This is a genomic window from Kribbella sp. NPDC005582 (assembly GCF_040605415.1).
Lineage (GTDB): Bacteria > Actinomycetota > Actinomycetes > Propionibacteriales > Kribbellaceae > Kribbella.
The window spans coordinates 970220-988503 of sequence record NZ_JBEXCU010000002.1; the positions used below are offsets into that span (position 1 = coordinate 970220).

The following is an 18284-nucleotide window of genomic DNA, read 5'->3' on the forward strand; positions in this document are numbered from 1 at the left end:
CTCGGCGGGCAGGGCGGTTGTAACAGGACTTATATAAGTGCTGTTACGATACGGCGGTGGACGATCCGACAGAACAGAGTCAGTGGCGTGCCCTGCACCAGTTGCTGGGGCACCTCGACGGGGAGATCGCCCGGGTCTATACCGACCGGGACATTCAGGGGCTGAAGCCGACGTACGTGATGGAGCTGTTGCGGCTGCATCTCCGGGGACCGATGACGATCACCGAGCTGGCGGAGTCGGTGGGGCGGACGCATTCGGCGTTGTCGCAGAAGGTCGCGGCGATGCGGGCGGCCGGGCTGGTGCAGACCGAAGCCGGCCCGGATGCGCGGGCCAAGGTGGTGGCGCTGACGCCGAAGGCCGCTGAGCTGGCTGGTCTGCTGGCGGCGGAGTGGCGGGCGACGGAAGCAGCCATCGCGGAGCTTGAGGCCGAGCTGCCCTATGCGATGAGCCAGGTCGTGCGCGACATCGAGGAGGCGCTGGCCCGGAAGAGTTTCTACCAGCGCGTCACCGAGAAGCTCGCCGAATGAAGGGGATGCTGATCGACCTGGCTCCGCTGCGGGCATCGCAGCCGTTCCGGAGGCTGTGGTTCGGGCAGGTGGTGTCGACCTTCGGCGGGCAGCTGGGGTTCGTCGCGGTGATGTTCCAGGTCTGGGACCAGACGAAGAGCACCGCCTGGACCGGCGCGATCGGTCTTGCGCAGGCGCTGCCGCTGATCGTGCTCGGGCTGTTCGCCGGGGCGGCCGTCGACCGGTTCGAACGGCGGCGGTTCTATCTGGTGGTCACGGTTTGTCAGCTGATCACCGCGATGCTGATGGCGAGTCAGCTCGTCTTCGGGTCGGTGCCGGTCGGCGGACTGCTCGGACTGATTGCGACACAGTCCGCCTTCGGCGCAGCCTCCGGTCCGGCGGCTCGCAGCATCCTCCCGCAGTTGCTGCCGCGCGAACTGCTGGCCGGCGGGATCGCGCTCAACCGCATCGCCTTCCAGGGCGCGATGCTCATCGGCCCGGCGGTCGGTGGGCTGATCGTCGGCGCCTGGGGACCCAGTACGGCGTACCTGGTCGACGCGTTGACCTTCACCGCCGCCCTGTACGGCGTACTGGGTCTGCCCGTGCTCCGGGTGAAGGGTGAGGTTCGGCCGGGGTTGCGTGGCGTGACCGACGGACTGGCGTTCGTGGTGTCGACGCCGGTGATCCGCGGGGCGTTGATCACCGACCTCGCGGTCACCGTGCTGTCGATGCCGATCAGCCTGTTTCCGGCGCTGAACGCCGAGCGGTTCGGCGGTGATCCGCGCACACTCGGGCTGTTCCTGACCGCCATCGCGGTCGGGGGAGTGGTCGCCTCGGTGCTCTCCGGTTCGTTCACCCGACTGCCAAGGCCCGGTGTCGTGATGCTGGTCGGCGCCGGCAGCTGGGGGATCGCGCTCGGTTTGTTCGCCTTCGCGCCGAGCCCGTGGATCGCGCTGGCGTTCCTGGCCGTCGCCGGTGCCGCCGACACGGTCTCGGTCGTTGCCCGCAGCACCATTGTTCAGCTGCACACCCCGAACGAGCTGCTCGGCCGGGTCGCCGCCGCCGAACAGATCGTCGGCAGCGCCGGCCCCAACCTCGGCAACGTCCGCGGCGGAGTCATTGCCCAGTTCACGTCGCCGTTCACAGCCTTGCTCTCCGGCGCCGCGTTGTGCGTCGCGGCCGTTGTCGCAGTCGCCGCGACCACCCCCGGCCTCCGGCGACCCGTCTAACCGCGCCGCAGCAACACGAACGGCACGGTGTCACCCGGCAGCAGGTAGGTCTCCACCTCGGCGAACCCCTGCGCGACGGCGAACTTGAGCCCGTCCTCGTTGCTGGCCAGGATGTGCGTCTCAACGGCCGCCCCCTCGGCCTGCGCGACGCAATGCCGATACAACGCCGTACCGAATCCACGACACAGGTACGGCGGGAGTACGCGCGCGATCACCGTCACCGCATCAGTCTCCTCCGACGGCGGTCGCACCGTCGAACACCCGACCAGCACCTCCCCGTCGTACGCGACCTCCAGCACGTTCCGCGTACTCCGCTCCCGCACCTCGTCCACCGACAACACCGCCGTCGGAATGATCTCGTTGTGCACCCGCTGCCAATCCAGCAACGTCCCGTCATCCCCAACCCGCACAATCCGCAACGTCATGACGCAGATGCTGGCACGTAGTAGCGTCACTGTCGTGCGGATTCTCTTTGTCGGGAACAGTTTTACGGCGCGGAACAACTTGCCGGGGCTGCTGAAGGGGTTGGCGGCGGCGCGGGGGATCGAGGTGGAGTCGACGCTGATCTCGGCGGGTGGGGCTTCGTTGCGGCAGCATTTGAACGCGGGGAAGGCGTTGGCGGCAATCGCGGCCGGCCGGTACGACGTCGTCGTACTGCAGGAGCAGAGCACGTTGCCGGTGAAGAGTCCGGAGCGGTTCCGGGAGAGTGCTCGGGACTTCGATGCGGCGATCACGGCGGCCGGGGCACAGACTGCGCTCTACCTGACCTGGGCACGACGGAATGCACCGGAGGCGCAGGCTGCGCTGACCGCGGCGTACGGCGGGGCTGCGGTTGAGCTCGGCGCGACGCTGATCCCGGTCGGGATGGTGTGGGAGCGGTTCCTCGCCACGTACGACGAGCCGGTGCTGCATGATCAGGACAACAGCCACCCGGCGTTGGCCGGGAGCTATCTGGCGGCGTGCGTGTTCCTGATCGCCTTACTGGCCGCGGATCCGGTCGGGATCGACGTACCGGTGAAGGGCCTCGATCCGGAGACCGCGGCCCTTCTGCGGCAAGCCGCCTGGGACATCTGCGAAGAGTTAACGACCGCAGAGTAGACCGCCCAGGACACCGGCGACGCCGCCGTCCTGGCCGCTCTGGTTGCCGCTGCCGGTACCGCCGATGACGCCGCCGGGCGGCTCCTCGGACGGCTGTACGACGACGAAGCCCTGACCGGCGAAGCTCATCGTGAACGCCTCACCCGTGGTGCGGCCGAGGAGAGTCCCGAGGCCGATCTGGTCGGCGCGCTGGTAGCCGGTCTGCAGGTTGGTCGACCAGGCGATCGCGGCCTGCGGGTCGGCGAACGTCGGCTGGTCGACGGTCAGCACCACCGGCGTACCCTTGCACGTGATCGCCAGCCGTCCTTGACCGGAGAACGTGCAGTTGAACAGGCCGGCGTTCGACATCATGCCCATGCCCTGCACCCGCTGGATGTCCCAGCTCAGCGACGGCTCGAACGCGAGCACGTTGGCGCCGTTGATGCTCAGCCCGTCCTGTGGACCTTCGAGATCGATCAGGTACACGTCGGCGGCCCGGTCGGCCAGGAAGACGTCACCGTGGCCCTTCATCTTCATCAGCGGAATGCCCTCGCCGGTCAGCTTCTGCTTGATGAACTTGCCGATCCCCCCGGACCCCTGCGCCTCGAACTGGACGTTGCCCTGATAGGCGACCATCGCGCCCTGGCGGGCGAACACCTCGCCCCGCAGTTCGACCTTCAGCAGCTTCGAGTTCTGCAGCCGCAGTCCCGGCTGGGCCGACTCCTGCTCCTGGTTCTCCGCCGCGAACAGTTGACTCCGCACTGACCTACCCCCTTGGTGAATCATGCCCCCACAAACAAAAGGGCAAGAGGAACAAACCTCTTGCCACTACCAACATATAGCGCACGGTGGGGCTTGCCGCAAGGCCCGGGTGATGCTTCAGGATGGGCGGTCCATCACGAGTCGAGGGACGTGACAATGCGGGTTGTAGTGCTGACATGGGGATCGCGCGGAGACGTCGAGCCGCTGGCGGGACTGTCGGTGAAGTTGCAGGAGTTCGGGGCGGAGGTGGTGATGTGTGCGCCGCCGGACGAGGAGTTCGGCGTACTGCTGGAGCGGGCCGGGGTGCCGATGGTGCCGCTGGGCCCGTCGGTGCGGTCGGTGGTGAACAACCCCAAGCCGCCGTCCAAGGAGGACGCGCTGAAGCTGGCGCCGGAGCTGGTCGCTGCGCGGTTCGAAGTACTCACGAAGATCGCCGCGGACGGATGCGACGCGATCGTGGCGACCGGGCTGCTGCCGGCGGGTGCGCGCGACGTCGCCGAGAAGGTCGGCGCGCGCTACCTGTTCGCCAGTTTCCACACCGTGGGCGCGCCGGCTGCCTTCACCAATGAGCTGTACGGCGACGCTCTGAACAACGGGCGCGCAGCGATCGGTCTGCCGCCCGTGGCGGACGTCCGCGAGCATGTCCGGACCGAGCAGCCGTTGCTTGCGGCCGACCCGACTCTGTGGCCTGCTGACAGTCCCGAGTTCCTGCAGGTCGGCGCGTGGACCTTGCCCGATCACCGGCCGCTTCCGACTGACCTCGAGGCGTTCCTGGATGCGGGGGAGCCGCCGGTGTTCGTCGGCTTCGGCAGCATGGCCGCGCACGCCCCGAAGGACATTGCCCGCTTGACGATCGAGGCGGCCCGTGCCCATGGCCGGCGGGTGCTGCTGTCTCGTGGCTGGGCCGACATTGCTGCGATCGACGACCAGCAGGACACCTTCGTCATCGGCGAGGTCAACCAGCAGGCGCTGTTCCCGCGGCTCGCGACTGTCATCCACCACGGCGGCGCCGGAACCACCACGACGGCAGCCAAGGCCGGCGTACCGCAGCTCGTCGTACCGCGGATTGTCGATCAGCCGCGCTGGGCGGCCCGCGTCGCCGAGCTCGGCATCGGCTTCGCGCACCAGGACCCGGACCCGACGGTCGAGTCGCTGAGCGAAGGTTTGGCCACGACCTTGGCTCCCGAGACACTCGCCCGGGCACGAGAGATTGCCCCGAGCATCGATACCGACGGAGCGACCCGGACGGCCAAGCTGTTGTTCAGCTGAGCTGCGTGCTGATCTGTTCGAGGACGGTGATCGGCGCGAGCATCGTCGCGTCGTCGAGCGGCGGACGACCGGTCGCGAGCAGGTCGAGAAACACCTTCAGCCCTGGTACGACGTACTCCGCGTCCAGCCGCACGTCGTGGCTGACGAGGCCCTCGCGACCGACGATCTCGGCATGGAACGGGACCCGGCCGGTCGCGGTCGGCTTCACGAGTTGCAGCGTGACGAGTACGCCGTTGCTGCGGTAGCGGGCGACAACCGTGTCGCCGACCTGCTCGGTGTCGACCGGCCCGGGGTCGCCGGGTGCGAGGCGCTGGGCCAGGTCGGCGGCGTGGATTCCGTAGAAGAAGATGCCGCCGTACTCGCTGCCGGGGTCGGCCGGGCCGGTCACCGTGACCGCCTGCAGGTCGCCGACGGATTTAATGCCCTGGGCAAGGGTTTCCGCGTCGGCGACCCAGCGGATCGCTGAGTACGACGTGACCGGGGTGCTGCTGTTATTCGCGGCATCGAGGATGGCGCGGGCGTCCGCCGTACTGGCTGCGAGTGGTTTGTCGACCCAGACCGGGATGCCGGCGTCGAGAAACGGTACGGCGTGCTCGCGGTGCCGGGCGCCGTCGCGGTTGGTGACGATGAGTGCGTCGACGCTGCCGATCAGCTCGGTCGAGGTGGGGACGATGTGGGTGAGCCCACCGGCGGTGGCGAGAGTGCGGTTGTGGTCGTCGTCGGCGCCGACGAGTGCCACGATGCGGGCGGCGTCCGAGATCGGGTGCGCGTTGAGGTGGTGGACGATCTCGCGAGCGTGGCTGTTCTCGGTGCCGACCAAGGCGATGCGGAGCATTCAGTTCCCTTCCAACTCGACGGGCCGTCCCAGCCGAGCAGACTCGTACACAGCAAGCACTGTCGCCAACGCCCGCCGCCCGTCGCTCAGGCCCACACCCGGCGCCCGACCTTCAGCAACCGCCCCGACAAAGTCCCGGTACTGCGCCAGATGTGCCTGTCGTACAGAGCTGTGTTCACCAAGGGCTGCATCTGTGGTGGTGAGAACATCCAGGCGGTCGTTGTCCATGATTGCCGTGCCTCGGTCGCCGTGGATCGACAGGCGAACGGGTCTGCCGGGGTAGGCCGCCGTACTGGCCAGGAGCAAGCCGAGGGCGCCGCTTTCGAAGGTGATGGTGGCGGCGGCGACGTCCTCGACCTCGATGTCGTGGTGGGCCAACTGGCCGGTCTGGGCGCTCACCCGGACCGGCCGGCCGAGCATCCAGACCAGCAGGTCGAGGGCGTGGATGCCTTGGTTCATCAGGGCGCCACCGCCGTCGACGGCCCGCGTGCCGCGCCAGTCGTCGCCTTCGTAGTACGAATTCGGTCGGTAGAAGGCCGACTCGACGATCCCGGAGGTGAGGCGGCCGAGGCTGCCGGAGTCAATGGCGTGCTTGATCTGGCGGGCCGGCTCCTGGAAGCGGCGCTGGCTGACGACCGAGACTGTCAGCCCGGTCTCGCGTTGTGCCGCGATCAACCGGTCGGCTGCGGCAAGCGTGATGTCTACCGGCTTCTCGACCAGCACGTGCTTCCCGGCGTACAGCGCATCGATGGCAGCAGTCGCGTGCAGCGCGCTGGGGAGACAGATGCTGACGGCATCGACTTCGGGATAAGCACTGGCGGCATCCGCGTACGCGCGAGCGCCGTGCTGATCCGCGAGGTGCCGAGCGCGGTCGAGGTCGAGATCGACCACCGCGACGAGCTCGTCGTCGAGGGAGTCGATCAGACGGGCGTGGACGGCGCCGATCGCACCGGCACCCACAATGGCGAAACGCATCGAACCTCTTTCGGTCAGCTCGTCCAGGGCAGCGGCAGGTTGTTGCTCTCCGCCGACTGCTGGGCGAGTAGGGCCAGGCGGGTGACCAGCAGACTGTGGCTGGTGGTGATGTCGGGTTCCTTGCCGTCGGCAAGTGCTTGCAGCGGGAGCTCGGCGGGGCGATACCCCGGTGGCAGCGGTACGTCGTACGGCGCCTTCTCGGATGTGGTGACGATGAGCCGGTGCCGGGCCCATTGCAGCTCGGCGGTGCCTTCGGTGCCGGTGAGTTTCATCCGATAGTCGCCGTGCAGGGGAGACGCGGCGGGGGTCAGCCAGTCGACTCCGGCCGTGATCAGTACGCCGGGGCCGGTGAGCGTCGCGGTGCCGTAGCGCGGGAAGGCGGGTTCGCCGGCGAGGGCGCCGCTGACGGTACCGGCGGTGAGGCCGGTGAAGTACAGGGCCGCGTCGATGTCGTGGACCGCGAGATCGTTCAGTAGACCGCCGTACTGGTTGCGGTCGAAGAACCACTCGGGGCGGGTCGGGCGGTTGAGCTTGTGCGGTCCGGACGAGACCACGCCGTGGATCGTCCCCAGTTCACCGGCGCGCACGAACTCAATGGCCGCGAGGGTCTCGGGGTAGTAGCGCTTCTCGAGCAGCAACACGACGTACCGGTTGTTGCGGTGCGCGGCTTCGGTGATCGAGGCCAGGTCCGACAGCGACGTACACAGCGGTTTGTCGGACAACACATGCGCGCCGGCATCCAGTGCGTCCACGACCGCGCGACCGCGGTCGGCGTAGATACCGGCGACCATCACGACATCAGGGCTGGTCTCGTCGAGCAGCTCACGGTGGTCGGTGAACACCCTCGCCCGGTAGGGCGTCGCATAGCGCTCGGCCACGGCGCGGTCGGGGTCAGCCACGCCAACGAGCTGGAAGTCGTCGTACCGGTCGATCTCGGCGGTCACGTACGCCGCGTGCGGATGGGCGGCGCCGGCGATCGCGATCCGAAGCGTCATGCGCTGCATTCCAGCATGCAAACGTTTGCACGTCAACGGGCGGATGGGCGGCCTGTCCACGTTCCGAGATTGAGTCCAGTAAGTCGATCTAATTAGTACCTTTTGAGTCACCCGCTGTGACTTCGATGAAAGAGGACATGATGACCGATACCGCTCCCAGCTGGTCGTTCGAGACCCGGCAGATCCATGCCGGGCAGACGTCGGACGCGACCACGAAGGCCCGGGCGCTGCCGATCTACCAGACGACGTCGTACACGTTCGACAGCACCGACCATGCGGCGAGCCTGTTCGGGCTGAAGGAGTTCGGGAACATCTACACCCGGATCCAGAACCCGACGCAGGACGCGGTCGAGCAGCGGATCGCGAGCCTCGAGGGCGGGACGGCGGCGTTGCTGGTGGCTTCCGGTCAGGCGGCGGAGACCATCGCACTGCTGAACATCGCCGAGGCCGGCGACCACGTGGTGAGCAGCCCGAGCCTGTACGGCGGCACCTACAACCTGTTCCACTACACGTTCCCGAAGCTCGGGATCGAGGTGTCGTTCGTCGACGACCCGAACGACCTGGAGTCCTGGAAGGCCGCGATCAAGCCGAACACCAAGGTCTTCTTCGCCGAGACGATCGCGAACCCGAAGAGCGAGATCCTCGACATCGAGGGCGTCGCAAACGTTGCCCACGAGTACGGCGTTCCGCTGGTCGTCGACAACACGGTCGCAACGCCGTACCTGATCCGGCCGATCGAGCATGGCGCCGACGTCGTGGTGCACTCGGCGACGAAGTACCTGGGCGGCCACGGTACGGCGATCGCCGGCGTGATCGTGGACTCGGGCAAGTTCGACTACGCGGCGAACCCGGAGCGGTTCCCCGGCTTCAACAACCCGGACCCGAGCTACCACGGTCTCACCTACGGCCGCGATCTCGGCGTCGGTTCGGATCTCGGCAACCTGGCCTACATCCTCAAGGCGCGCGTGCAGTGGCTGCGCGACATCGGCCCGGCGGTCTCGCCGTTCAACGCGTTCCTGATCGCGCAGGGCCTGGAGACGCTGTCGCTGCGGATCGAGCGGCACGTCGACAACGCGCTGCAGGTCGCGAAGTGGCTGGAAGCGCGCGACGAGGTGGACAGCGTCGCGTACGCGAGCCTGGAGTCGTCGCCGTGGCACGCGCTGGCGCAGAAGTACGCGCCGCGCGGCGCGGGCGCCGTCATCGCGTTCGAGATCAAGGGTGGTGTGGACGCAGGCAAGCGGTTCGTCGACGCGCTGCAGCTGCACAGCCACGTCGCGAACATCGGTGACGTGCGTTCCCTGGTGATCCACCCGGCCTCGACCACGCACAGCCAGCTGTCCGGCGACGACCAGTTGGCCGCCGGCGTGACGCCCGGCCTGGTCCGGCTGGCCGTCGGCATCGAGCACATCGAGGACATCCTGGCCGACCTCGAGGTCGGTTTCGCCGCCGCGAAGTCGGTCTGAGCTCGATGAGTGCCTCCGGGCGGCGATTCGTTGCCGTCGGCGACCTTCTGCTGGAGAGCGGTACGACGTTGCCCGGGGCACGCATCGCGTACGAGACCTGGGGAAATCCCCAAGGTGACAACGCGATCCTGATCTGTCATGCGCTGACCGGTGACGCACATGTCGTCGGCCCAGCAGGCCCCGGTCAACCCACGCCCGGCTGGTGGGACGGCTTGATCGGCCAGTACCTCGACCCGGCCGACTGGTATGTCGTCGCCGCGAACGTGCTCGGCGGTTGCCAAGGAACCACCGGCCCGTCGAGCACCGCGCCCGACGGTCGCCCGTGGGGAAGCCGGTTCCCGGCCATCACGATCCGGGACCAGGTGAACGCCGAGGCCGCGCTGGCCGGTGCCCTCGGCATCGATCGGTGGGCGGCCGTGATCGGCGGTTCGATGGGCGGGATGCGCGCCATCGAGTGGCCGGTGATGTACCCGGATCGCGTCGGTACGGCGATCGTCCTCGCCTCCACCGGCTACGCCTCGGCCGATCAGATCGCGTGGTGCGCGCCGCAGCTCGCCGCGATCACCGCCGACCCCGACTGGCAAGGCGGCGACTACTACGGCACCGGCCGTTCCCCGGTCGCCGGACTCGGCATCGCCCGGCGGATCGCCCATGTGACGTACCGATCGGAGTACGAGCTGGCCACGCGCTTCGGCCGCGCGGCCCAGCCCGGCGAGGACCCCGCGGCCGGCGGCCGGTACGCCGTCGAGTCGTACCTGGACCATCACGCGGCCAAGCTCGCCAACCGCTTCGACCCCGGCTCGTACGTCGTCCTGACTCGCGCAATGAACAGCCACGACATCACCCGCGGCCGTGGTGACCTCGCGTCCACGCTGGCCCGGTTGAGGTCCCGCCTGGTCGTCGCCGCGGTCGACTCCGACCGCCTCTACCCGCCGTCGTTGTCCGCCGAGCTGGTCGCCGCCTATCCCGCGGCCGACGGCGTCCACACGATCAGTTCGCCGTACGGGCACGACGGGTTCCTGATCGAGCTCGACCAGGTCGGCGCGCTGATCGCGCGGACGCTGAGCAAGGCGGCCGGCCACGCTTGATTCCGGCCGGAAATGGGCACTGGAAGTCCATGCAGAGGTACGACGGGATCTGGCGCACCGCCGTTGGTGTGCTGGCCGCGATCGGCGTGATGGCGGCCCTGCTGCTCGTGCCCCTGGGACCGGTCCTGGCGGCGTTCGCGTTCGTCGCGTTCCTGGCCGCCGCGAGTTCGGTCAGCTTCGGTTTGTCCGCCGAGCTGCCGCCGGCCGAGGTGTTCCGGGCGGCGCCGCGCTGGGCTGCGCGCGGTGGTGGCATCGCGGTCGCGACCCTCGGGTACGGCGTGGCCGCGGGTGCCGAGGTTTGCTGCTGCTCCTGCTCGTCGCCGGGACGGCGCCGCCGGTCGTCACGTGGCTCGGCTGGCTCCCGTCGACCACCGGCAAGTCGGCCGTCGCCACGCCGACCAGCGGCAAGCCAACCCGGGTGAAGCCGGTCCTACTCGACGTCGCGCTGCCCGAACTGAAGCCGGAAGACCAGCTCAGCCAGTTATCGGCCGCCGAACTGTGCCTGGCCTGGCGCCGAAGCTTCCCCGAGCTCAGCCGCCCCGACCACTGGTCGGCGACGATCGACGTACGCCGTGCCTATCTGGACGAGCTGGAGCGGCGGTACCCCGACGACTTCGCCGCCTGGCTCGCGTCCGGGCCCCGGGCGGCCAGCGACCCGGGGCGCTTCTTCAATCACTCCGACGCGTAGAACACCTCCCGCAAGTGCGCGCCGATCAGCTCGACGGCATGACGGCCGGCCGACAACACGGCGGGGAAGTTGAGGAACGCATGCATGGTGTCGGCGTACTCCACCAACCTGACCGGCCCGTCGAGACGCTGCGCGTACTGCCGAGCATCGTCGCGCAGCGGGTCACGTCCAGCCGCGAGAATCAGCGCGGGCGGAAGCCCGGCCAACGACTCGGCCCGAAGGGGTACGGCGGCCGCCGGCAACTCGCCGTCGGGGAAGTACTGGGCGGATGACCAGCGCCCTGGCGCGATGCTGAGGAAGGTGCCGTCGAACAACCGGTACGACTCGGTGTCCTGATCCAGGTCGAGACACGGGTAACAGAGGACCTGGTGGTCGGGGAGTGGTACGCCAGTGTCCCGCGCAACCAGGCAGGTACCGGCAGCGAGGGCAGCGCCCGCACTCTGTCCGCCGACCGCAACCCGGCCGTCGCCGTTCAGCTCAGTGGCATGTGCGCGGATCCAGGCCAGCGTCTCGACGACGTCGTGCAACCCAGCTGGGTAAGGGTTTTCGGGTGCCAACCGATAGTTGAGCGAGACAACGACAACGTTGCCCGCGGCAGCAATTCCCGAGGTCGCGTATTCGATGTCGCGCAGGTGACCACCGATGAATCCGCCACCGTGCAGCCAGAGCAGCACCGGCGCCGGACGTGAGGTGTGGACCGGCTGGTAGACCCGGGCCTCGAGGGTTCGTCCGGGGAGCTCCATGGCCAGATCACGCGGCCTGGTTCGCGGATCGGCCGTACCGGCGAGTGCCGGGTCCGGAAGCTCGGTGCGATCCAGTAGCAGGCTCTCGTAGGGGTCGAGATCCGGTCCGGCCGGCTGGTTCGCGAAGAGCTTCAGTAGCGCGTCGGTCTCGGCCTGGAACGCAGGGGAGTCGATCAGCTCGGTCATGCGTTCTCCGGCTTCAGGTGTCGTGCCGCATGACCGAAGATCTCGTAGCCGGGTGGCGTCGAGACGTACTCCGCCAGTGCTCCGATCCCACCGTAGTACCCGCCGCCGGTCGCGGGATCGGTCCACGCGACCTCGTCGTACTGCTCGATCTCGGCAATGAGCGCGGCTCCGACGCTGTGCCAGCGGTGCAGGAGCAGGTCCGACGGGACGTGCCGGCCGGCCTCGACTCCGCCGACGTTGAGCGCGTTGCCGGCTTCCGGGGTCTCCCAGCGCGGGTCGAGACTCCAGTGCTGGAGCCCGTTGCGGGCGTCGCGGAGGACGGCAAGCGTGATCTCGTCCCACATCAACACGTGGCCGACCAGGTCGTGCAACGAGTCGCAGAAGTGGCCGAGCGGACCGGCCTGCACCTGGTACGGCGCTCGCAGTTCTTCGGCACTCAGTCCGTCGATCTCGGTCAGCAGCAGCTTCTGGTCGTCCCGTAGCAACTGCGCAGCTTCAGCAGGGGTTGTTTTCGCAATACGCATGCCTGCAGAAGATCATCAGGACCTCCGGACCCTCGGTCGATTGAGCGAATCGCTCAATCGACCAGGCCGAGGCCGGTGAGGATCTCGGCCACGGACCGGTCGGGCGGGGCGGCGGTCGTCAGGCCGCGGATGCAGGCGGTCATCACCATCGAGAAGTAGTCGCCGCTGGAGATCGCGGGCAGCTCCGCGTGGACCGGCGCGAGGACCTCGTCGGCGGCGAGCAGGGCGTAGACCTTCTCGAGCTCCCGCTGGTGCGGGCCTTCGTGGTACGGGCGGTGGCGCTCCTCGGCCGCGGCCAGGTTGATGGCGAGGGAGGCGACCGTCCCCGACAGCATGACTGCGCCGGCGGCGCCGTACCCGCGTCGTCCGAGCGCCTCCACCGCCTCGCGTTGCAGCCTCAGCCCGGCAGCGCCGCGCGGAAACAGCCCTTGCATGTACGCCGCCAGTCCCGGCCGATCGAGGACGAAGGTGCGGAGCTGCTGGGCGAACGACAGCAGGTGGGCATCGAGGTCGTCGGCCGGATCGTCGACGATGTGCAGCTCGGCGAGGACCGCTTCGCCGACCAGTGACTCGAGACCGAGCTTGCCGTCGACATGGCGGTAGAGCGCGGCCGGCGTGACGCCGAGCGCGGTGGCGACGCCGTTCACGGTGAGGTTCGCGAGGCCGAGCCGCAGTCCTTCGCGCTCGATGTCCGCGAGCCCGATCTGCGCCTGCCGACCGCCGGTCTTCCGCCGGGGCGAAGTGCCTGTCACAACTCTCCTCTGACCTGCTGACCCCTAAGTTATGGTACTAACTTAGATCTGCACCGTGACTTACGGTGACTGTCCCTACTCTCCCCAGGAGATCATGGTGAATGACCACCGCCCCACCCGGAGAACCCTGCTCAAAGCCGCCGGCGGCCTGACTGTCGCGACCGGCCTCGGCGCCGGAACCATTCTGGCCACTTCGGCCGCGGCCAATGCTGCCGACGACGGCTTCGGCCTGCACATCGTCGACAGCAACCAGAACGATCCGCGGATGTGGTACTACCGCTTCCAGACCGCCGAGATCGGCTGGCAGCCCGCGGTGAACGTGCTGCTGCCCGATGGGTATCACGAGAGTGGCGATCGGCGGTATCCCGTTCTCTACCTGCTGCACGGGGGTCTGCAGGACTTCATCACCTTCGACGCCGCCGGCGTCCGGGCCTGGATCGCAGGCAAGCCGGTCATCGTCGTGATGCCTGACGGCGGCAAAGCCGGCTGGTACTCCAACCCGGTCACCACCAACGTCGGCCCGCGCAACTGGGAGAGCTTCCACCTCAACCAGTTGATCCCCTGGATCGACGCCAACTTCCGCACGTACGCCGAGTTCGCCGGGCGCGCGGTCTCCGGCTTCTCGATGGGCGGCTTCGGCGCGCTGAAGTACACCGCCAAGTACTACGGGCACTTCGCCTCGGTCAGCTCGCACTCCGGACCCGCCAGCGTCCGCCGCGACAGCGGCCTGGTCGTCCACTGGGCCAACACCTCGTCCGCCGCCGTCGACCTCAACGGCGACACCGTGTACGGCGTACCGTGGGACGAGGCCCGGGTCTCGATGGACAACCCGATGCAGAACATCGAGCGCTACCGCGGCAAACGCATCTTCCTGGTCGCCGGAACCTCCCCCGGCCCCGACCCCTTCAACTACGCCAACGAAACCCAGGTCCTGGCCGGCCACCGCGAGTTCCGCGCCGCCCTCGACCAGGCCGGTATCGCCTTCACGGCGTACGAGGACCCCGGCGGCCACGAGATCCGCGCCCACCGCATGATCGAAGACATCGACGGCATCGTCAACCACCTCCGCCCCGCCTGACCCACCCACCGCCTCCATCCCGCCCCAAACCGGTTTGGGGTGGATGTCGGCCGGGTTTGGGGGGGTGGGTTCTCCCCGAACCGGTTTGGGGTGGGCGGATGAGGCGGGGGGCGAGGGGAGGGGAGGGGTTATTTGCCGGTGAAGGCGCCGATCGCGATTCCCAGGACGGCGGCGTTGTAGAAGAACGACAGCACCGAGTGCCAGATCACCGCGTGCCGGATGCGGCGGTTCGTGACCTCGACATCGGAGGTCGCGAACGTCGCTCCGATCGTGAACGCGAAGTACGCGAAGTCGAGGAAGTTCGGCTTCTCCGTCCCCGGGAACTTGATGCCGTGACCGCTCGCGAAATAGATGTTCGCGTAGTGCATGGCATAGCCGGCGTGCAGGATCAGCCACGCCAGGATGACGGTCGTTGCCGCCAGCAAGCGGATGATCCAGATGTACCAGTCGCCGGTCTCCTCGATGTCGATCGAGACGATCAGCAGTCCGCTGGACAGGCCGGCCGCGCTGGCCACGAGGAGTGCGCCGAAGCGCGGTCGCATCCACCGTGCCGAGGGCAACCACTTCGGTGCTCCCTCGGTGTCGGGCGCCACCCGGCCGCGCCGCATGATCCACAGCTGGCGGCTCAGGAAGACGAGGGCCAGGACGTCCCATCCGAGCAACGCCGGCCTGGTCATGGTGTCCAAGAAGTTGGGCACCCACAACACCGGCAGCAGCACGACTCCGGCGGCCGCTAGTAGCGCGCGGACGGCGCCGTCCCACCAAACGCTCAGCACGGTCGGATGCTATCGATCGCCGTACCGGACCTCGGGGAAGTCGTCAGTCGTCGGCGAGGCGGTTCAGTAGTCGTAGCAGGGTGGACTGCTCGGCGGGGGTGAGGCGGTCGAGGAGGGTGACCATGGCGTCGCGGCGGGTACGGCGGACGGTCGTGAGGAGGTCGATGCCGGCCGGGGTGAGGGCGACGAGGGTCGCGCGGCGGTCGGCGGGGTCGGGGTGGCGGGCCACCAGGTCGGCGGCTTCGAGGTCGTCGACGACCGAGGTGGCCGAGCGGGGGACGATGCCGAGCTGGGTGGCGAGCTCGCTCAGGCGTAGGGGGCGATCGGCGTGGTCGAGGGTGCGGAGGACGCGCATCCGGCCGTGGGTGACGCCGCCGACCTCGACCTTGGTGGCGCGGCGCTGGCGGCGGACCAGGCCGTCGAGCCGGGCGGCGATCTGTTCCGCGGTGTCGTCGGGAGCGTTCACGGGCGAAGCCTAATCGGTCGGGATCTTGTGAGGTTGCCTCATAGTGAGGTAACCTCACTATATCTGATCCTGAACCGAAGGGCCTCGATGTCACAGATCTCCGGAATGCCCGGTGGGGGAGGCGGCGGTGGGCGAGCGATGCGCTCCCTGCTGAAGGACTCCTCTGTCCGGCACCACAAACTCTCCGCGGGCACACTGCGCCGCATCGCCGGATTCGCCGTTCCTTATCGCGGCTATCTGGCCGCCTTCCTCGTCCTTGTCGCGATCGACGCCAGTGCCGGCGCGGCCACTCCGCTGCTGTACCGCGCGATCATCGACCGCGGCATCGTGCCCAAGAACACCGCGCTAGTGATCTGGCTCGCGCTCGTCGTCGCTCTGCTCGCGATCGTCAGCAGCGGTGTCACGCTGGCCCAGCGCTGGTTCTCCGCGCGGATCGGCGAAGGACTCGTCTACGACCTGCGCACTTCGGTCTTCGACCACGTGCAGCAGATGCCGGTCGCCTTCTTCAGCCGGACGCAGACCGGAGCGCTCATCCAGCGCCTCAACGGTGATGTCCTCGGCGCCCAGCAAGCCTTCACTTCGACCCTGTCGAACGTGGTCAGCAACGTCCTCAGCGTCACCCTCGTACTCGCCGCGATGTTCGTGATGTCGTGGCAGATCACCTTGCTCGCGCTGGTGCTGCTGCCGCTGTTCATACTCCCGGCCCGGCTGATGGCCGGACGGTTGCGCGCGGCAACGGCCGAGACGTACAAGCTCAACGCGACCATGGCGCAGACCATGACCGAGCGCTTCAACGTCGCCGGTGCCATGCTGGCCAAGATCTTCGGTCGCAGCCAGGAATCGTCCAAGGACTTCGCGGACAAGGCTGCGCGGGTCCGCGACATCGGCGTCACCACGTCCATGTACGCCGGGATCTTCCGCGTCTCGCTCACACTGGTCGCCGCGCTCGCCGTCGCCCTCGTGTACGGCGTCGGCGGCGTCTTCGCGGTCGAGGGTGCGCTCGGGATCGGGACGGTCGTCGCGTTGACCGCCTACCTGACCAGGCTCTACGGCCCGCTGACCGCATTGTCCAACGTCCAGGTCGACATCATGACCACGCTGGTCAGCTTCGAGCGCGTGCTCGAGGTGCTCGACCTCGCGCCGATGGTTGCCGACCGCAAGGATGCCCGCGAGCTCCCGGCCGATGCCGAACCGTCGATCGAGTTCGACCAGGTCCGCTTCCATTACCCGTCGGCGGCCGAGGTCTCCCTCGCTTCCCTGGAGTCGGTCGCGACGCTGTCGGCCGAGACCGGTGAAGAGGTGCTCAAGGGCGTCAGCTTCGCCGTACGGCCTGGTGAGATGGTGGCCGTCGTCGGCCCATCCGGTGCAGGCAAGACGACACTCGCCGCGCTGGTCTCCCGCATGTACGACGTCACCGGCGGCGCGATCCTGGTCGGCGGACAAGACGTGCGCGAGGTGTCGCAGCGGTCGCTGCGCGACGTGATCGGTGTGGTCACTCAGGACTCGCACATGTATCACGACACGATTCGCTCCAACCTGCTGCTGGCCCGCCCGGACGCAACCGATGCCGAGCTCCACGACGCTCTCGCCGCCGCCCAGATCGCTACCCTCGTCGACAGCCTGCCCGACGGTCTCGACACGGTCGTCGGCGACCGCGGCTACCGACTTTCCGGTGGCGAACGTCAGCGCCTGGCCATCGCTCGTCTGCTCCTCAAGTCGCCGTCGATCGTCATCCTCGACGAGGCCACCGCTCACCTCGACTCCGAGTCGGAGGCCGCCGTACAAGCTGCTCTGGCCAACGCTTTGGCCGGCCGGACCTCGCTCGTGATTGCGCACAGGCTCTCCACCATCCGGAACGCCGACCAGATTCTCGTGCTGGACGACGGCCGCATCCGCGAACACGGCACGCATGAGCAGCTGCTCGCCGCCGGCGGCCTGTACGCCGAACTCCACGCGACCCAGTTCTCCACCGCCGCCGCGTAAAGTCGGCGGGATGAAGGTCTTCTTGTCGACGGACATGGAAGGTACGGCCGGGGTGGTCGACTGGTCGCAGTGCCGGGCGCCGAGTCCGGAGTACGAGTACTACCGGGGGCAGTTGCAGGCCGAGGTGAATGCCGCGATCGATGGTGCGCTCGAGGCCGGGGCGACTGAGTTCCTGGTGAACGACTCGCACTCGACGATGCAGAACCTTCGGCCGGACGAACTGCATGGCCGGGCGAGTTACCTGTCCGGGCGGCACAAGCCGATGTACATGATGGAGGGACTCGACGCGTCGTTCGATGCGATCTTCTTCATCTCGTACCACGGCTCTGCGGGCGCCACGTCGTCGGTTCTTCATCACACGTACAACCCGCGAGCGATTGCCGAGGTGCGGCTGAACGGCGTCGTCGCCGGCGAGGCCGCGGTCAATGCGCTGGTGGCGCGGGCTTACGGCGTACCGGTTGTGCTGATCACCGGCGACCAGGTGACCATCGACGAAGCCCGGCCCTTCTGTCCCGCCGCCGAAGGCATCGTCGTCAAACAATCGGTCTCCCACAACGCGGCCCTCTCCCTCCACCCCGACCGCGCCCGTGAGCTCATCCACGAAGGCGCCCGCCGCGCCCTCGACCACCTGAGCACCCACCGCCCGCCGGAGCTCGCCACCCCACCCGAGCTAACCGTCCGCTTCCACACCCAAGCCCACGCCGACCTGACCACCGCCCTCCGCAACGCAACCCGCACAGCCGAAACCACCGTCGCCCTCCGCGCCGACGACCCCCTAGACCTCTTCCGCACCTTCATCGCCGCCGTCTACCTCTCCCGAGCCATCACCGACTGACCGAGTCCCCTCCGGACGCCCACGCCATCACAACTGTCCGCGTCAGACGCGTCC

Annotated in this window: 20 protein-coding genes; 10 read left to right on the top strand and 10 right to left on the bottom strand. The window is 68.3% G+C overall.

Translation table 11 applies throughout. The annotated features are described in order from the left end of the window. The first annotated feature begins 56 nt into the window (after window positions 1-56). On the top strand, window positions 57-527 hold the full coding sequence (locus ABZS29_RS16220) for a helix-turn-helix domain-containing protein (RefSeq protein ID WP_355462542.1): 471 nt from the start codon (window positions 57-59) through the stop codon (window positions 525-527). Continuing rightward, window positions 524-1735, top strand: coding sequence for an MFS transporter (locus ABZS29_RS16225; protein ID WP_355462544.1), 1212 nt, complete (start codon window positions 524-526; stop codon window positions 1733-1735). Before ABZS29_RS16220 ends, ABZS29_RS16225 begins: the two co-directional genes overlap by 4 nt. Here the strand turns inward: ABZS29_RS16225 and ABZS29_RS16230 are convergent. Continuing rightward, on the bottom strand, window positions 1732-2160 hold the full coding sequence (locus ABZS29_RS16230; RefSeq protein WP_355462546.1) for a GNAT family N-acetyltransferase: 429 nt from the start codon (window positions 2158-2160) through the stop codon (window positions 1732-1734). The two genes, ABZS29_RS16225 and ABZS29_RS16230, sit on opposite strands and share 4 nt — an antisense overlap. A 34-nt stretch (window positions 2161-2194) precedes the next feature. Here ABZS29_RS16230 and ABZS29_RS16235 point away from each other — a divergent pair, with 34 nt between their 5' ends. Then, window positions 2195-2833: a hypothetical protein gene (locus tag ABZS29_RS16235; protein ID WP_355462548.1), complete on the top strand. Its 639-nt coding sequence runs from the start codon at window positions 2195-2197 to the stop codon at window positions 2831-2833. On the opposite strand, the gene ABZS29_RS16240 is transcribed toward ABZS29_RS16235, so the two are convergent. Continuing rightward, the gene (locus tag ABZS29_RS16240; RefSeq protein WP_355462549.1) at window positions 2816-3574 is read right to left on the bottom strand and encodes an AIM24 family protein; all 759 of its coding nucleotides are present in this window, start codon (window positions 3572-3574) and stop codon (window positions 2816-2818) included. The two genes, ABZS29_RS16235 and ABZS29_RS16240, sit on opposite strands and share 18 nt — an antisense overlap. Window positions 3575-3730: 156 nt before the next feature. Here ABZS29_RS16240 and ABZS29_RS16245 point away from each other — a divergent pair, with 156 nt between their 5' ends. After that, window positions 3731-4843 (top strand): glycosyltransferase, encoded by a 1113-nt coding sequence (locus ABZS29_RS16245; RefSeq protein ID WP_355462551.1) that lies wholly within the window; start codon window positions 3731-3733, stop codon window positions 4841-4843. Here ABZS29_RS16245 and ABZS29_RS16250 read toward each other — a convergent pair. From ABZS29_RS16250 to ABZS29_RS16260, 3 genes are read right to left on the bottom strand one after another with little or no spacing between them, the layout of a single operon-like run. Continuing rightward, entirely contained in the window at window positions 4836-5678 is an 843-nt protein-coding gene (locus ABZS29_RS16250) for a Gfo/Idh/MocA family oxidoreductase (RefSeq protein ID WP_355462553.1), read from the bottom strand. The genes ABZS29_RS16245 and ABZS29_RS16250 overlap by 8 nt on opposite strands. Beyond that, a complete protein-coding gene (locus ABZS29_RS16255; RefSeq protein ID WP_355462555.1) occupies window positions 5679-6653 on the bottom strand; it encodes a Gfo/Idh/MocA family oxidoreductase in 975 nt (324 codons plus the stop codon). Between the two features lie 14 nt (window positions 6654-6667). After that, window positions 6668-7648, bottom strand: a complete 981-nt coding sequence (locus ABZS29_RS16260; RefSeq protein ID WP_355462557.1) for a Gfo/Idh/MocA family oxidoreductase — start codon at window positions 7646-7648, stop codon at window positions 6668-6670. A 140-nt stretch (window positions 7649-7788) separates the two neighbouring features. Here ABZS29_RS16260 and ABZS29_RS16265 point away from each other — a divergent pair, with 140 nt between their 5' ends. From ABZS29_RS16265 to ABZS29_RS16275, 3 genes are all read left to right on the top strand, one after another. Further along, window positions 7789-9111, top strand: a complete 1323-nt coding sequence (locus tag ABZS29_RS16265) for a bifunctional o-acetylhomoserine/o-acetylserine sulfhydrylase (RefSeq protein WP_355462558.1) — start codon at window positions 7789-7791, stop codon at window positions 9109-9111. Between the two features lie 5 nt (window positions 9112-9116). Then, complete coding sequence (locus ABZS29_RS16270; protein WP_355462560.1) at window positions 9117-10199, top strand: homoserine O-acetyltransferase; 1083 nt, start codon at window positions 9117-9119, stop codon at window positions 10197-10199. 298 nt (window positions 10200-10497) lie between these two features. Beyond that, the gene (locus ABZS29_RS16275; RefSeq protein ID WP_355462563.1) at window positions 10498-10887 is read left to right on the top strand and encodes a hypothetical protein; all 390 of its coding nucleotides are present in this window, start codon (window positions 10498-10500) and stop codon (window positions 10885-10887) included. Here the strand turns inward: ABZS29_RS16275 and ABZS29_RS16280 are convergent. From ABZS29_RS16280 to ABZS29_RS16290, 3 genes are read right to left on the bottom strand one after another with little or no spacing between them, the layout of a single operon-like run. Beyond that, on the bottom strand, window positions 10872-11816 hold the full coding sequence (locus tag ABZS29_RS16280) for an alpha/beta hydrolase (protein ID WP_355462565.1): 945 nt from the start codon (window positions 11814-11816) through the stop codon (window positions 10872-10874). The two genes, ABZS29_RS16275 and ABZS29_RS16280, sit on opposite strands and share 16 nt — an antisense overlap. Next, window positions 11813-12340 carry a hypothetical protein gene (locus ABZS29_RS16285; protein WP_355462567.1) on the bottom strand — a complete coding sequence of 176 codons (528 nt, stop codon included), beginning with the start codon at window positions 12338-12340 and terminating at the stop codon, window positions 11813-11815. Before ABZS29_RS16285 ends, ABZS29_RS16280 begins: the two co-directional genes overlap by 4 nt. A 53-nt stretch (window positions 12341-12393) precedes the next feature. Further along, on the bottom strand, window positions 12394-13092 hold the full coding sequence (locus ABZS29_RS16290) for a hypothetical protein (RefSeq protein ID WP_355462569.1): 699 nt from the start codon (window positions 13090-13092) through the stop codon (window positions 12394-12396). A gap of 94 nt (window positions 13093-13186) precedes the next feature. On the opposite strand from ABZS29_RS16290, the gene ABZS29_RS16295 reads away from it, so the two are divergent. Then, entirely contained in the window at window positions 13187-14170 is a 984-nt protein-coding gene (locus ABZS29_RS16295) for an alpha/beta hydrolase-fold protein (protein ID WP_355462571.1), read from the top strand. Between the two features lie 128 nt (window positions 14171-14298). Here the strand turns inward: ABZS29_RS16295 and ABZS29_RS16300 are convergent, their stop codons facing one another. Together ABZS29_RS16300 and ABZS29_RS16305 are read right to left on the bottom strand one after the other, a co-directional pair. After that, window positions 14299-14946, bottom strand: coding sequence for a DUF1345 domain-containing protein (locus ABZS29_RS16300; protein WP_355462573.1), 648 nt, complete (start codon window positions 14944-14946; stop codon window positions 14299-14301). Window positions 14947-14989: 43 nt separating this feature from the next. Then, entirely contained in the window at window positions 14990-15412 is a 423-nt protein-coding gene (locus ABZS29_RS16305; protein WP_355462574.1) for a MarR family transcriptional regulator, read from the bottom strand. Window positions 15413-15550: 138 nt separating this feature from the next. Between ABZS29_RS16305 and ABZS29_RS16310 the strand changes: the two genes are divergently transcribed. Both ABZS29_RS16310 and ABZS29_RS16315 read left to right on the top strand, forming a co-directional pair. After that, window positions 15551-17395, top strand: coding sequence for an ABC transporter ATP-binding protein (locus ABZS29_RS16310; protein WP_355462575.1), 1845 nt, complete (start codon window positions 15551-15553; stop codon window positions 17393-17395). Window positions 17396-17405: 10 nt separating this feature from the next. Then, window positions 17406-18230 (top strand): M55 family metallopeptidase, encoded by an 825-nt coding sequence (locus ABZS29_RS16315; RefSeq protein WP_355462577.1) that lies wholly within the window; start codon window positions 17406-17408, stop codon window positions 18228-18230. Window positions 18231-18284 lie beyond the last annotated feature (54 nt).

What these genes read in the sequence shown, in the direction of transcription:
- ABZS29_RS16310 (WP_355462575.1), top strand. Translation starts at nt 15,551, where the DNA reads ATGCGCTCCCTGCTGAAGGACTCCTCTGTCCGGCACCACAAACTCTCC.
- ABZS29_RS16245 (WP_355462551.1), top strand. Translation starts at nt 3,731, where the DNA reads ATGCGGGTTGTAGTGCTGACATGGGGATCGCGCGGAGACGTCGAGCCG.
- ABZS29_RS16315 (WP_355462577.1), top strand. Translation starts at nt 17,406, where the DNA reads ATGAAGGTCTTCTTGTCGACGGACATGGAAGGTACGGCCGGGGTGGTC.
- ABZS29_RS16280 (WP_355462565.1), bottom strand. Translation starts at nt 11,816, where the DNA reads ATGACCGAGCTGATCGACTCCCCTGCGTTCCAGGCCGAGACCGACGCG.
- ABZS29_RS16255 (WP_355462555.1), bottom strand. Translation starts at nt 6,653, where the DNA reads ATGCGTTTCGCCATTGTGGGTGCCGGTGCGATCGGCGCCGTCCACGCC.
- ABZS29_RS16265 (WP_355462558.1), top strand. Translation starts at nt 7,789, where the DNA reads ATGACCGATACCGCTCCCAGCTGGTCGTTCGAGACCCGGCAGATCCAT.
- ABZS29_RS16260 (WP_355462557.1), bottom strand. Translation starts at nt 7,648, where the DNA reads ATGACGCTTCGGATCGCGATCGCCGGCGCCGCCCATCCGCACGCGGCG.
- ABZS29_RS16270 (WP_355462560.1), top strand. Translation starts at nt 9,117, where the DNA reads ATGAGTGCCTCCGGGCGGCGATTCGTTGCCGTCGGCGACCTTCTGCTG.
- ABZS29_RS16225 (WP_355462544.1), top strand. Translation starts at nt 524, where the DNA reads ATGAAGGGGATGCTGATCGACCTGGCTCCGCTGCGGGCATCGCAGCCG.
- ABZS29_RS16230 (WP_355462546.1), bottom strand. Translation starts at nt 2,160, where the DNA reads ATGACGTTGCGGATTGTGCGGGTTGGGGATGACGGGACGTTGCTGGAT.
- ABZS29_RS16285 (WP_355462567.1), bottom strand. Translation starts at nt 12,340, where the DNA reads ATGCGTATTGCGAAAACAACCCCTGCTGAAGCTGCGCAGTTGCTACGG.
- ABZS29_RS16250 (WP_355462553.1), bottom strand. Translation starts at nt 5,678, where the DNA reads ATGCTCCGCATCGCCTTGGTCGGCACCGAGAACAGCCACGCTCGCGAG.
- ABZS29_RS16295 (WP_355462571.1), top strand. Translation starts at nt 13,187, where the DNA reads ATGGTGAATGACCACCGCCCCACCCGGAGAACCCTGCTCAAAGCCGCC.